At 72.0% G+C, this 13,845-nt stretch carries 10 protein-coding genes and 1 pseudogene; 2 read left to right on the top strand and 9 right to left on the bottom strand.

The features are described from left to right. Nucleotides 1–112 precede the first annotated feature (112 nt). The 5 genes from O7601_RS10920 to eno are packed head-to-tail and all read right to left on the bottom strand — an operon-like array spanning nucleotide 113 to nucleotide 4,145. Nucleotides 113–1,066 carry a Ppx/GppA phosphatase family protein gene (locus O7601_RS10920; protein WP_281566875.1) on the bottom strand — a complete coding sequence of 318 codons (954 nt, stop codon included), beginning with the start codon at nucleotides 1,064–1,066 and terminating at the stop codon, nucleotides 113–115. Between the two features lie 56 nt (nucleotides 1,067–1,122). Then, complete coding sequence (locus tag O7601_RS10915; protein ID WP_281566874.1) at nucleotides 1,123–1,617, bottom strand: amino-acid N-acetyltransferase; 495 nt, start codon at nucleotides 1,615–1,617, stop codon at nucleotides 1,123–1,125. Between the two features lie 14 nt (nucleotides 1,618–1,631). Next, entirely contained in the window at nucleotides 1,632–2,189 is a 558-nt protein-coding gene (locus O7601_RS10910) for a DUF501 domain-containing protein (protein WP_281566054.1), read from the bottom strand. Nucleotides 2,190–2,211: 22 nt separating this feature from the next. Beyond that, on the bottom strand, nucleotides 2,212–2,832 hold the full coding sequence (locus tag O7601_RS10905; protein WP_281566053.1) for a septum formation initiator family protein: 621 nt from the start codon (nucleotides 2,830–2,832) through the stop codon (nucleotides 2,212–2,214). A 29-nt stretch (nucleotides 2,833–2,861) separates the two neighbouring features. Continuing rightward, complete coding sequence (gene eno, locus O7601_RS10900) at nucleotides 2,862–4,145, bottom strand: phosphopyruvate hydratase (protein WP_281566052.1); 1,284 nt, start codon at nucleotides 4,143–4,145, stop codon at nucleotides 2,862–2,864. A 221-nt stretch (nucleotides 4,146–4,366) separates the two neighbouring features. Here eno and O7601_RS10895 point away from each other — a divergent pair, with 221 nt between their 5' ends. Next, complete coding sequence (locus tag O7601_RS10895; RefSeq protein WP_281566051.1) at nucleotides 4,367–5,059, top strand: hypothetical protein; 693 nt, start codon at nucleotides 4,367–4,369, stop codon at nucleotides 5,057–5,059. A 31-nt stretch (nucleotides 5,060–5,090) separates the two neighbouring features. On the opposite strand, the gene O7601_RS10890 is transcribed toward O7601_RS10895, so the two are convergent. The 4 genes and pseudogenes from O7601_RS10890 to mfd all read right to left on the bottom strand — a co-directional run. Next, nucleotides 5,091–6,710 carry a DUF885 domain-containing protein gene (locus O7601_RS10890; protein ID WP_281566050.1) on the bottom strand — a complete coding sequence of 540 codons (1,620 nt, stop codon included), beginning with the start codon at nucleotides 6,708–6,710 and terminating at the stop codon, nucleotides 5,091–5,093. Nucleotides 6,711–6,848: 138 nt separating this feature from the next. After that, on the bottom strand, nucleotides 6,849–7,847 hold the full coding sequence (locus O7601_RS10885) for a nucleoside triphosphate pyrophosphohydrolase (protein ID WP_281566049.1): 999 nt from the start codon (nucleotides 7,845–7,847) through the stop codon (nucleotides 6,849–6,851). 2 nt (nucleotides 7,848–7,849) lie between these two features. Then, nucleotides 7,850–8,617 (bottom strand): hypothetical protein, encoded by a 768-nt coding sequence (locus O7601_RS10880; RefSeq protein ID WP_281566048.1) that lies wholly within the window; start codon nucleotides 8,615–8,617, stop codon nucleotides 7,850–7,852. Nucleotides 8,618–8,739: 122 nt separating this feature from the next. After that, nucleotides 8,740–12,231 (bottom strand): annotated as a pseudogene (mfd, locus tag O7601_RS10875) (transcription-repair coupling factor); the annotation flags it as partial. A 700-nt stretch (nucleotides 12,232–12,931) separates the two neighbouring features. Here mfd and O7601_RS10870 point away from each other — a divergent pair. Continuing rightward, nucleotides 12,932–13,843, top strand: coding sequence for a cyclase family protein (locus O7601_RS10870; protein WP_281566046.1), 912 nt, complete (start codon nucleotides 12,932–12,934; stop codon nucleotides 13,841–13,843). Nucleotides 13,844–13,845: the final 2 nt, after the last annotated feature.

The following is a 13,845-nucleotide window of genomic DNA, read 5'->3' as shown; positions in this document are numbered from 1 at the left end:
GCGGTCAGTCATCGTTGGCTGGTCGCCCAGTGGTCCTACGTGCGGGTAGCCTGCCACGCGGTGACCACCGCCGGGAAGATGCCGGAACAGTGGCATTCACCTCCTGTTCGCGCTAGCGCCGATACCTCCCGTTCGCGTTTGCGAGACTCCAGGCGATGCCGTCGAGGATGTCGTGCTCGGAGGCGACCACCGCGGCCATGCCGGCCCGCTCCATGGCGACGCGGAGCACCAACGCGCCGGCACCTATCACGTCCGCGCGGCCGGGATGCATCACCGGGATGGCCAGCCGCTGCTCGCGCGTCATGGCCAGCAGGTCGGCGGTCACCTCCGCCACCCGGTCGTACGACACCCGGGCGTGATGAATGCGGGCCGGGTCGTACCCGGTGAGGCCCTCGGCGATCGCGACCACGGTGGTGACCGAGCCGGCGAGCCCGACAAGCGTGGCCGCCTCCCGTCCCGGCACTGCCGTCAGCGCCCGATCCACCGCAACCGCGATGTCAGCTTGGGCGGCGGCGATCTCGTCCAGGCTCGGCGGGTCGCCGTGCAGGTGCCGCTCCGTCATCCGGACGCAGCCGATGTCCATGGAGATCGCGGCGTCGACCCCACCGTCCCGGGTGCCGACGACGAACTCGGTCGACCCACCACCGATGTCCAGCACCAGGTACGGCGACGGCGCGTCGGCGGGCAGGCCGCGCACCGCTCCGGTGAACGACAGCCGCGCCTCCTCGTCCCCGCTGACCACCTCCGGCGCGACGCCGAGCGTCTGCTCGACCATGGCGCGGAAGTCGGCCGCGTTCTCCGCGTCCCGGCTGGCCGACGTGGCACACATCCGTACCCGTTCGGCACCCAGCTTGTCGATTTCGGCGGCGTAGTCGGCGAGCGCGACCCGGGTCCGCTCGATCGCCTCCGGAGCGAGCCGGCCGGTGGCGTCCACCCCCTGACCGAGCCGGACGATCTCCATCCGCCGGCTCCGGTCGACAAGCGGGGCGCCCGGCTCCGCCGACGGATCCGGCAGATCCGCAATCAGCAACCGGATCGAATTGGTGCCACAGTCGATGGCCGCCACACGAGTCGTCACGCCGAAACCCTACCGCCGCACCCGTAAACTGGGCCGATGCGCCATCAGAGGCGTAGCAGCATGCGGGTGTTGCCCAGCGTGTTCGGCTTGACGCGTTCCAGGTCGAGGAACTCCGCGACACCCTCGTCGTACGAACGCAGGAGCTGTTCGTAGACCGGATGCGGCACCGGGGCACCGTCGATCTCGGTGAAGCCGAACGTGCCGAAGAACCGGGTCTCGAAGGTCAGCACGAAGATACGGGCCACCCCCAGCTCCCGTGCCGCGTCGATCAGCTCCGCGACGATCCGGTGCCCGATCCGCTGGCCCCGGCAGCGGGGATCGACCGCCACCGTACGGATCTCGGCGAGGTCCTCCCACATCACGTGCAGCGCGCCGCAGCCCACCACCGCACCGTCGGAGACCCGGCTGGCGACCCGGAACTCCTGCACGTCCTCGTACAGGGTGACCGTGGCCTTGCTGAGCAGACGGCGATCGTCGGTGTAGGTGTCGACCAGCTGTCGGATCGCCCGCACATCGGCGGTCCGGGCCCGCCGGACCATGACGTCGCCCTCGCTCACCCGGCCTCCGGGACGTCGACGCAGCGTCCGGTCGTCCACCACGGTTCGACCAGGTCGAGCGTCTCGTCGCCGAACGGGTTCACCCCCGGCCCGACGGCGAGCGCGTGGCCGAGCTGGACGTGCAGGCACTTGACCCGGCCGGGCATCCCGCCGGCCGAGATACCGGCGATCTCGGGCACCTCGGCGATGGCGTCCCGCCGGGCCAGGTAGTCCTCGTGGGCGGCGCGGTACCGGGCGGCCAGCTCCGGGTCGGTGGCCAGCCGCTCCGCCATCTCCTTCATCAGGCCGGCCGACTCCAGCCGACTGCACGCCGCGGTCGCCCGGGGGCAGGTCAGGTAGAACAGCGTCGGGAAGGGGGTGCCGTCGGCCAGCCGGGGAGTCGTCTCCACCACGTCGGGCAGGCCGCACGGGCACCGGTGGGCCACCGCCCGGGTGCCTCGGGGCGGGCGTCCGAGCTGCGCGGCCACCCCGGCCAGATCGGCCTCCGTGGCCAGCTCCCGCTTGGGCGCGGGTACGGAGGCCGCCGCCGGCTCCTGCGGTGGTACGACAGTCACGATGCCATCTCTCGTCGGGTGCTCAGTCTTCGGTCTGGTGGGCGTCGGCGGCCCGGACACTGGACCAGAGAGTGTCGTACCAGGGGTCGGGGGTGACCGGAGCGGCCGGACCCTGCTCGGTGCCCGCCTCGCGGGCCGCGCCGGCCGGGTCGTCGAGCAGAATGAGCATCTTCTCACCGGGCCGCCGCATGAAGAACCGCTCCCGGGCCTGGGTCTCGATGTACGCCTCGTCCTGCCACTTCTCCGCCTGGGTGGTCAGCTCGGCGATCAGCTTCCGCTGGGCCGCCTGCGCAGCCTCCATCCGCTCGATGTCGGCCTGCTGATCCAGGTAGACCCGGACCGGATAGGTGTAGGCCAGGGCGAGCGCGATCAGCACCGCGAACAGCACTGTGGCCCGGCCGGTGAGACCTCGGGATCGGGGTGCGGACAGCCGCGTCACCGCACCACCGGCAGCCGTGCGCCGGGCGGCGGCGGGGCGCTTCGCGGAGCGTACGCCCTCGGCGCCTCGGGCGGCCGACGGCGCCCGGCCGGCGGCGGACCGCGACTCGGCGCGGACACCGCCGTCGCGGGCCGTGCCAGGCCGGCCGGCGCGGGCCGGCCGACGGACCGGACGCTGACCACCCGGCGTGCGGCGCTGCTGCATCACACCCCTCCCCCGAGGTACGGCATCCGTCAGGCGGAACGGTAGCGCGGGAACGCGCCCGCCCCGGCGTACCGCGCCGCGTCGGCCAGCTCCTCCTCGATCCGCAGCAGCTGGTTGTACTTCGCGACCCGGTCCGACCGCGCCGGGGCACCGGTCTTGATCTGGCCGCAACCGGTGGCCACCGCCAGGTCGGCGATGGTGGTGTCCTCGGTCTCGCCGGAGCGGTGGCTCATCATGCACTTGAAGCCGGCCCGGTGGGCCAGGTCCACCGCGTCGAGCGTCTCGGTGAGCGAGCCGATCTGGTTGACCTTGACGAGCACCGCGTTGGCCGCCTGCTCGGCGATGCCCCGGGCGATGCGCTGCGGGTTGGTGACGAACAGGTCGTCGCCGACGATCTGGACCCGGTCGCCGATCGCCCCGGTCAGCGTCTGCCAGCCGGTCCAGTCGTCCTCGGCCAGCGGGTCCTCGATGGAGACGATCGGGTACGCGTCGGCCAGCTTGGTGTAGTACTCGCTCATCTCCGCGGCGCTCTTGGCCGCGCCCTCGAAGGTGTAGCTGCCGTCGGCGAAGAACTCGGTGGCGGCCACGTCGAGGGCGAAGACGATGTCGGTGCCGAGCCGGTAGCCGGCCTTCTCCACCGCCTCGGCGATCAGGTCCAGCGCGGCGGCGTTGGTCGGCAGGTTCGGCGCGAAGCCGCCCTCGTCGCCGAGCCCGGTCGACAGGTCCTTCTTCTTCAGCACCGACTTGAGCGCGTGGTAGACCTCGGCGCCGGAGCGCAGCGCCTCCCGGAAGCTCGGCGCGCCGATCGGCGCGATCATGAACTCCTGGATGTCGACGTTGCTGTCGGCGTGCGCCCCACCGTTGAGGATGTTCATCATCGGCACCGGCAGCAGGTGTGCGTTCGGCCCGCCCAGGTAGCGGAAGAGGCTCAGGTCGGCGCTGCCGGCCGCGGCCTTCGCCACCGCCAGGGACACCCCGAGGATCGCGTTTGCGCCCAGCTCGGCCTTGTTGTCGGTGCCGTCGATGTCGAGCATCTTCTGGTCGATCGCCCGCTGCTCGCTGGCTTCGTAGCCGATCAGCTGGTCGACGATCCGGTCCTCGATGTTGGCGACCGCCTTCTCCACTCCCTTGCCCAGGTAGCGGCCCTTGTCACCGTCGCGCAGCTCGATCGCCTCGAAGGCGCCGGTGGAGGCGCCGGAGGGCACCGCCGCCCGGGAGATCGTGCCGTCGTCGAGCCCGACCTCGACCTCGACCGTCGGGTTGCCCCGCGAGTCCAGGATCTCCCGAGCCTCGATTACCTCGATGGTTGCCACTGAGTCGCTCCTCGTTCGTGTGGTCTCGTCCGGTTTGGGCCGCGACGGTGCGGCAGCGGCAGGTGTTGAACGCAGCGTATCGGTCCCCGCTGCCCGGCACGGCGACCGGGCGGGTCAACGACCACGCTCCGGTACCCGACGGGTCGGACATTCCCGGATTCTCGTACCTCAACCGGCAACCGGTTTGCACGAGCGGGACCCGATCGACAAGGCTGGTCGCCATGCCCGCCGCCTCGACCACTCTCCGTACGCTCGCTGTGTCGGTCATCGCGTTGCTCACCGTTACCGGCTGTCAGGCTCTGGACGATGCCGGCCGGGCCATGGGGCGATCCGACATCGTCAACGACCTCGCCGCGCGGATGGACCGGGCACTGGAGCTGACCTACTCGGCGGAGTACCAGCTTCCCGGCGGGCGGAGCGCCTCGTTCGTCCAGTCACAGGACCCGGCCCGGTCCAGCTACACCTGGCCCGGCGGAAAGCTGACCGTCACCGACGAAGCGACCACCCGGTGCGACACCGACGGCGACCGGCCGGTCTGCACCCTGGAGGAACCGCCCGCGCCCAACAGCAAGCCCTCGGTCGTGGTCTTCGCCGAGGCCGAGCTACAGGGGCTGGTCACTCCTCCGATGGTGATGGGTCGACTGACCGCCGCGGCGCTGGATCCGGACGCGGTCATCACCGAGCGCAGCAGCACTGTCGTCGGCCACCACGCGACCTGTGTCGACGTACGACAGGCCGCGGAAAGCTTCACCGCCTGCGTCACCGGGGAGGGCGCGCTGGGCAGCTTCACCGGGCAGGTCGACGGGCAACCTGTCGAGTTGGCGCTGAGCCGCTTCCGCGATCAGGTCGACGGCGGTGCCTTCGACCTGCCGGCGGGCGCCGACGTGGTGGACCGACGCACCGAGGGTCCGTGATCCAAACCCGGGCAGCCGGGCTGCCTGCGGCCTACAGGTCGAGCAGGGTGCGCAGGTGACGCGGGGGTGGACTGCCGTGGGCGAGCATCCGGTCGTGCCAGTCCCGCAGCGACACGTGATGCGGTCGGGCGGCGGCGATCTCGGCCACCTCGCTGTAGCCGACGAAGTACGTCGACAGCTGCGCCGAGGTCAACAGCGCGCGACGCCACTTGCCGGCCGCCTCGCCCTCCTCCTGGAAGCCGCGGCCGGTCAGCAGCGCCATCGCCTCGGCCTCGGGCAGGTCCTCGGCGTGCGTCAGCTGATCGAGCAGCGCGTTGAGGGTCATCCGTAGCTGCATCTTCAGCTGCTGCAACCGCACCGGCAGGCCAGCGAAGCCGCGGCCGACCATCAGCTCCTCGGCGTAGACCGCCCACCCCTCGACGAACGGGCCGGAGCGGATCAACGCCCGTACCCGGGTGGAGCCGGCGTATCGTCGGGCGTGGGCGAGTTGGAGGAAGTGGCCCGGCATCGCCTCGTGCACGGTGAGGTTGCGGATCATGTGGTCGTTGTACTCGCGGTAGAACGACTCCACCCGGCGGGCGGGCCAGTCCACAGGCGTCGGCGCGATGCAGTAGAACGTCGGCACGGCAGCCGTCTCCAGACCACCTGGCGCATCGCAGTAGGCCACCGCCACGCCCCGGGCGAACTCCGGCATCACCTGGATGGCGCACGGATCCTCCGGCACGGTCACCAGGTCGTGCGCGCGGACGAAGTCACTCGCCTCGTCCAGGGTGATCGAGGCCAGGTCGACGATGGTGTGGTCGTCGGGATGTTCGGCAGCGAGCAGGTCGAGGGCCCGGCGTACGGTCTCGTCGTCGGCCGGACCGCCGACCAGCTCGACCGCCGCCGCACGAATCTCGTCGGTGACCCGGTCGAGGTTCGCCCAGGCCCGGCGCTGGATCTCGGCGGCACCCAGCTCGGTGTCGAGCGCATGCCACAGGCGTGCCTCCCAGCGCCGCCGGCCGAGCCGGGGGTCGCGACCCGGGCCGGCGTCGGCCGCCAGGCCGCCGCGCAGCCAGGCGACGAACTCGTCGAGCGCGGCCAGCGCCGCGGTGGCGGCCGGCTCGATCCGGCCGATGCCGGCGGGAGCGTGCGCCAGCAACGCGGGAACCTCGTCGCGGATCAGCGCGGCAACACCGGTGAACTGCCCGACCGCCGTCTCGGCGTGCACCCGGGGCATGTCCCGCAAGGTCGCGCGCGCGGTCGCCAGCGCGTCCGGTACGGCGGCGAGACGGCCGGCGAGGGCGGTCAACCGCACCTCCACCGGCGCGTACGGGCGGGACAGCAGGGCGTGCAGCAGTGGACCGGGGTTGTGCACGAGCGGGTCCCACTCGTGCCCCCGGATCTCGGTCAGCTCGAACAGCTCCTGGTCGACCAGGGCGGAGAGCAGGGCGTGGTCGACGCGCTCCTCGACGTCGAGGTCGTCGGGGTCGATCTCGACGAGGGCGCTCGCCGCGTCGATGAGCATCGCCCGGTCCGCCGCGACCGCGTCGCCCGAGAAGTCCGGCAGCCGATCGTCGACCCGATGGTCTCCCGCCGTTCCGGCGAGCCCCGGACGGCTCCCCAACAACGCCTCGACAACCCGCTCCCCCACCACCTGAAACCGCTCCACCCCCCGACCCTAACCACCCCCACCCAAACCCGCCCGCCAGCGCTCCACCCCAGCCCACCCCACCCCAGCGCAGCCCAGCCCGGTTGATCATGAGGTTAGCGGCGCGAATTGTCGGATTCGGTGCCGCTAACCTCATGATCAACTCAGCTGGGTGGGTGGGGTGGGTGGGCAGGTGGATTCGGTGGTGCGGATTGTTTGGGCGTGCCCCAGGGTGGTGCGGCGTAGGGCGGCTTCGGGGTCGAGGCCGGTCGTGCGGGCCTGGGCGACAAGCGCGAGCAGCTGGGCGCCGAGGGTGGTCTCGGGATCGGGTTGCGCCTCCGGTGACGGCAGGGGCGTCGTGATGCTGACCCGGGCGGCACGCTCCAGGATCTTCGCTGCCAGGGCGAGCGCCGGCTGGCTCAACGCGATGCCGTCGAGTACCGAGTCACGGGCCTTCTCCGCCTGCTTGATCCGCTCCCAGTTGGCGGTGATCTCCTCCAGGGTGCCCGCCTCGGCACCGGCGAAGACGTGCGGGTTGCGCCGGATCATCTTGTCCACCAGCGCACCGGCCACGTCGTCGATGCTCCAGCGTTCGTCCTCGGGCAACTCCTCGGCCAGCCGGGCGTGCAACACCACCTGGAGCAGCACGTCGCCCAACTCCTCGCGCAGCGCGTCGGTGTCCCCCGCGCTTATCGCGTCGTACGCCTCGTAGCTCTCCTCCAGCAGGAACCCGGCCAGGCTGCGGTGGGTCTGCGCCCGCTTCCACGGATCACCGCCGGGCGAGAGCAGCCGGTCGAGCACCGCCACCGCGTCCAGCAGCCGCGCGCCCGGTGGATCCCAGGAGCCGTACATCAGCTCCAGCTCCGCCAGCCCCGGCTCGCGGGCCAGGCGCAGCCCCAACTCCCGGGCCAGCGACTCGTCCCCGGCCGGGCCGGCCAGCCAGACCACGGTGTCCTGCGCCGCCGCCGCGTCCAGCAGTGCCGGCACCGGCGGTCCGTCGAGCACCCGTACCTCGGCGCCTGCGGACCGCAGCGCCGTGGTCAGCTCGCTCTCCTCGGCGACCAGCACCGGAGCGGCGCGTACCACGTCCCAGGCGGCTGCCGTCAACAGCCCGGCCGGCAATCGGGGCGAGGTCACCAGCAGGACGATCCGGGGCATGCTCAGCCGTCGGTCGGCACGGCCGGCTCGGGCCGTGGCCTCGGCGTGGAGATGTCGTTGACCGCGTCGGAGGCCGGCTCGCCCAGCGGCACGCCCACAGCGATGGCCTGCCCGGTGAAGCTCAGCACCGGGAACACCAGCGGCCGGTACCGGGGGTTCACCGTCACGTCGTACGTCTCGACGGCCTCACGCAGCGAGTTGCGGTTGGCCAGGGCCTGGCGCAGTTGATCCCCGTCAAGCTGGGTGGCGGCCTGCTCGACGGTCACCTCGGGTGGCACCGCGCCGGCCCGCTTGCCCGCCGCGACCAGGTCGATCAGCTCCTGCTCGGTGGGGGCCACCGGAGCGCCGATCGGAATCCCGGACAGGCAGGTGTACAGCTCGGCGATCTGCCGCACGTACCCGGTCTCCGGGTTCAGGCCGATGCCCTGTGCCACCTGCGCGGGGTCGACCTGGCCCTCCGGCCGGTAACCCTCGGCGGCGGAGATCCGCTCGCAGACCTCGCTGAGCACCAGGGTGCTCACCACCTGGCTACGCCCGGGCAACTGGGGCTCCTGGCCGGGCAACTGCGGCTGCTCGCCGGGCGGCGCCTCAGCCCCCTCGGTCGGGGTCGGGTTCTTCGCCTGAGCGTCCTCGATGACCTCGGTGACCGCGTCCTCGGTGATCCGGTGGTCACCGACGTACGCGGCGACACCGGGCTCGGAACGGCAACCGGCGAGGGCGATGAGGCCGACCGCCACGCTGGCGACGGCAACAAGACGGCGAGCACGCATGCCCGTCACTCTCTCATGCCCCACCCCAACCACCCCTGACAGGTCCCCGCGCCCGCCACCCCACCCGTCGATCATGAAGTTGTTGTCCCCCTGCTCGGCGTGGCATGACAACAACTTCATGATCAGCGAGGGGAGCCGGCGACGGCGGGTGCGCTGGCGACGAGGGGTGGGCCGAGCACGTCGGAGAGGAGTTGGGCGCACCAGTCCAGCAGGGGCTGGTCGCGCAGTGGCTCGCCGCCCACCCGGCGGGTCATCGGCCGGGGGACGCTGACCTGGTCGAGGGCGGCCTTGTAGACCGAGTCGGGGTGGTAGCGCTTGAGCCGTAGCTGCTTGGAGTCGGGCAGCGGCAGCGGACCGAAGCGGAGGTGCCGGCCCTGGAGGCTGACGTCGGTCAGGCCGTACTGGCGGGCCAGCAGGCGGAACCGGGCCACCGCGATCAGGTTCTGCACCGGCGCGGGCGGCTCGCCGTACCGGTCGGACATCTCGGCGGCCACCTCGCGCAGCCGCTCCTCGTCGCGCGCCTCCGCCAGCTTGCGGTACATCTCCAGGCGCAGCCGTTCCACCCCCACGTAGTCGTGGGGCAGGTGCGCGTCCACCGGGAGGTCGATCTTGATATCGGTCTCCTCCTCCGGACGCTCGCCCTTGAACGCCTGCACCGCCTCACCGACCATCCGCACGTACAGGTCGAACCCGACGCCCTCGATGTGCCCGGACTGCTCGCCGCCGAGCAGGTTGCCGGCGCCCCGGATCTCCAGGTCCTTCATGGCCACGTACATACCGGCACCCAGCTCGGTGTGCTGGGCGATGGTGGCCAACCGCTCGTGGGCGTGCTCGGTGAGCGGCTTGTCCGGCGGATAGAGGAAGTACGCGTACGCCCGCTCCCGGCCCCGGCCGACCCGGCCCCGGATCTGGTGCAGCTGAGCCAGGCCGAGCAGGTCGGCCCGCTCCACGATCAGCGTGTTGGCGTTCGGGATGTCGATGCCGGACTCCACGATCGTGGTGCAGACCAGGACGTCGTACTCCTTCTCCCAGAAGCCGACCATGACCTTCTCCAGGGCGTCCTCGCCCATCTGCCCGTGTGCCACCGCGACCCGCGCCTCGGGCACCAGCTCCCGCAACCGGCGGGCGGTCCGCTCGATCGACTCGACCCGGTTGTGCAGGTAGAAGACCTGCCCGTCGCGGAGCAACTCGCGGTGGATCGCGGCGGCCACCTGCCGGTCGTCCTGCGCACCGACGGCGGTGAGCACCGGGTGCCGCTCCTCCGGCGGGGTGGCGATGGTGGACATCTCCCGGATCCCGGTGATCGCCATCTCCAGGGTGCGCGGGATCGGGGTGGCCGACATGCTCAGCACGTCGACCGCCGCCCGCATCGACTTCAGGTGCTCCTTGTGCTCGACGCCGAAGCGCTGCTCCTCGTCGACGATGACCAGCCCGAGCGACTTGAACCGGGTGGCCGACGCCAGCAGCCGGTGGGTGCCGATGACGACGTCCGCGGTGCCGTCGGCGACCATGGCGAGGGTCTGCTCGGCCTCCTTCGGCGTCTGGAAGCGGGACAGCTGCCGGATGGTCACCGGGAACTGACTCATCCGCTCGGCGAAGGTGTTGTAGTGCTGCTGCACCAGCAGAGTGGTCGGCACCAGCACCGCGACCTGCTTACCGTCCTGCACCGCCTTGAACGCCGCCCGCACCGCGATCTCGGTCTTGCCGTAACCGACGTCGCCACAGATCAGCCGGTCCATCGGGATGCTCTGCTCCATGTCCCGCTTGACCTCTTCGATGGCGGCGAGCTGGTCGGGCGTCTCCTGCCAGGGGAAGGCGTCCTCCAACTCCCGCTGCCACGGGGTGTCCGGCCCGAAGTTGTGCCCCTTGGACGCCTTGCGGGCGGCGTAGAGCTGGATCAGCTGCGCGGCGATCTCGCGGACCGCCTTGCGGGCCCGCGCCTTGGACTTCTGCCAGTCCGAGCCGCCCATCTTGTGCAGGGTCGGTTGCTCGCCGCCGACGTAGCGGCTCAACTGGTCGAGCTGGTCGGTGGGAACGAAGAGGCGGTCACCGGGCTGGCCGCGCTTGCTCGGGGCGTACTCGATGACGAGGTACTCCCGGGAGGCGCCGTTGACGGTGCGCTGCACCAGTTCGACATACCGGCCGATGCCGTGCTGCTCGTGCACCACGTGGTCACCGGCGCGCAACTCCAGCGGGTCGATGGTGTTGCGCCGCCGGCTCGGCATCTTCCGCATGTCACGGGTGGACACGCCCCGGCCGCCGGTCACGTCACTGCCGGTGAGCAGCACGAACCGGGCCGCCTCGTCGACGAAGCCGCCGGACAGGCTGCCGCAGGTGACCAGCAGCTCACCCGGGGCGGGCGCGGCCGGCACCTCGTCGGTCAGCCGGGCACCGAGACCGCCGTCCCGGAGCACCTCGACGGCCCGCTGGGCGGGACCGTGCCCCTCGAAGACCAACGCGATCGACCAGCCCTCGCTGGCCCACCGCTTCAGGTCGTCGACCACCCGGGCGGTCTCGCCGTGGTAGAGCGGTGCGGGCTGGGCCGCCAGGGCCACCGCGATGGCGTCGTCGGGCGTGACGTCTACCGCCGCCGGCTCGTCCTCCCAGGGCTGCCGGGTCGCCGCTGGGCCGGCCGGCTCGGACAGGCCGAACGGGGACAGTGTCCACCAGGGCTGGCGCAGGGTCGCGGCGTGCGCGCGTACGTCGGCGAGAGTGTGGAAGGCGGCGGCGCCCAGGTCGACCGGGGCCTGGCCACCGACGGCGGCCGCGGCCCAGCTGGCCTGGAGGAACTCCTCCGAGGTACGCACCAGGTCGTGCGCCCGGGTGCGGATCCGCTCCGGGTCGCAGAGCAGTACGTGCGTGCCGGCTGGCATGCAGTCCAGCAGCAGCTCCATCGAGTCGTTGCCGATCAGTGCCGGGGCCAGGGACTCCATGCCCTCCACAGGCACCCCGCCGGCCAGCTTGTCCAGGATCTCGGCCAGCTCCGGGTGCTGCTGCGCGAGGGTGGCGGCCCGCTCCCGGATCTCGGGGGTGAGCAGCAGCTCCCGGCAGGGCGGGGCCCAGAGCTGGGGGATCTGCTCGATGGTGCGCTGGTCGGCGACGGCGAAGGTGCGGATCTCCTCCACCTCGTCGCCCCAGAACTCGACCCGGGACGGGTGCTCGTCGGTGGGCGGAAAGACGTCCAGGATGCCGCCGCGCACGGCGAACTCGCCCCGCTTGGTGACCAGGTCGACGCGGGCGTACGCCATGTCGGTCAGCCGGCGGGCGATCTGCTCCAGGTCGGCCTCGTCACCGGCGGCCAACCGGACCGGTTCCAGATCGCCGAGTCCCTTGAGCTGGGGTTGCAGCACCGAGCGGACGGGGGCCACCACCACCCGCAGCGGGCCGGTGCGCCCGTGCGCGTCCGCCGAGTCCGGATGCGCGAGCCGACGCAGCACGGCCAGCCGGCGGCCGACGGTGTCGGAGCGTGGCGAGAGCCGCTCGTGCGGCAGCGTCTCCCAGCTCGGGAAGATCGCCACCTGCTCGGGCGGCAGCAGGCTGCCCAGCGCGGCGACGAGGTCCTCGGCCTCGCGGCTGGTGGCGGTGACCGCCAGCACCGCCCGCCCCGCTCCGCCGGCAGTCGCGCCGTTGCGCTGACCGTCGATGCTGTGGCCGTCGATGCTGTGGCCGTCGGTGCGCTGGCCGTCGATGCTGTGGCCGTCGGCGCGCTGGCCGTCGGCGCGTTGACCGCCGGTGCGTTGACCGCCGGTGCGCTGACCACCGGTGCGGTGGCCGTCGGCGCGGTGGCCGTCGGCGCGTTGACCGCCGGTGCGCTGACCACCGGTGCGGTGGCCGTCGGCGCGTTGACCGCCGGTGCGCTGGCCGTCGGTCGGGTCGGCCGCGACGGCGGCGACCGCGAACGGGCGCAGCGCGGGCGGGGCGGTCAGGTCGAGCCCGTCGACCTGGGCAGCACCGGAGCGCGCCAGGTCACGGACGCGGGCCAGGCCCGGGTCGGCCAACGCGGCGGCGAACAGTCCGGTGAGCGCAGTCATGATCACTTCCGAGGTGGGGACACGACGATCACCCCGCGTCCAGACCGGACGGGGGGTGTACGAATGCCAGCCTAGCTCCACCCCCTGACCGCCTCACCGCTTCCCGCCGCCCGAACCGCCCGAACCGCCTGAACCGCGTGCGCAAGTTCGGGGAAAGTGCAGCCTGCGGTGCGAGGAAGGCCACACCTTCCCCGAAGTTGTCGCCTCGTCAGGGCGGCAGGGGGGCAGGGGGCAGGGGGCGGGGATCTTGACTGGTCGGGGCGGAGGGTGATCGGCTGCGGGGATGAGCGGGGAATATCGTGTGCGGTTCGACGCGGAGGTCGCGTTCGCCAACGGCGGGGGCCTGAGCACCCAGGGGTTCCGGCTGGACATCGCGGGCGACCGGATCGACGACGCCGACCTGGCGGCGCTGTTCGTCCGGCATCTCGGCCTGCTGATGGTCTCCGATGTACGGATCACCAACAAGACGGTCATCGAGGAACCGCACAAGGGCGGTCGCGCCGTCGGGGGCAGCCCGGACGGCGCCACCCGGCGGCTGATCGAGCTGAGTCACCTGGTCACCGACGGGATGATCACCCTGCCCGGTTGGCCGGCCCCGAAGATCACCGAGTGGCTGACCCGCGAGGCGTCCCGGAAGCATTACGCCGCGGGCACCGAGTTCCACGTGGCCCGGATCGACATGATCGCCAACACCGGCACCTACCTGGACACCCCCGCCCACCGGTACGCCGACGGTGCCGATCTGTCCGCTTTTCCGCTGGACCGGCTCGCCGACCTGCCCGGACTCGTCGTCCGGCTGCCCGCCGGCACCCGCGCGGTGGACCGGCTACTGCTGGCGCCGTACGACGTCGCCGGCAAGGCGGTGCTGCTGCACACCGGCTGGGACACGCACTTCGGCACCCCCGGGTACGGCACTCCGGAAGCCCCCTACCTGACCGCCGACGGCGCGCAGGCGCTGGTGGACGCGAAAGCCACCCTGGTCGGCATCGACTCGATCAACATTGACGACATGGGTCCGGCGGCCCGTGGTGAGCGGCCCGCGCACAGCCTCCTGCTGGCCGCCGGCATCCCGATCGTGGAGCACCTGACCGGGCTGGACGCCCTGCCCCCGGCCGGCTTCCGGTTCACCGCCACACCCCCGAGGGTTGCCGGCATGGGCACCTTCACCGTCCGCGCCTTCGGCGTCGTGGACTGAGG

Origin of the sequence: Verrucosispora sp. WMMD573 (assembly GCF_027497175.1) — a bacterium.
Taxonomy (GTDB): domain Bacteria; phylum Actinomycetota; class Actinomycetes; order Mycobacteriales; family Micromonosporaceae; genus Micromonospora.
This window is presented reverse-complemented; position numbering and strand designations above follow the sequence as displayed.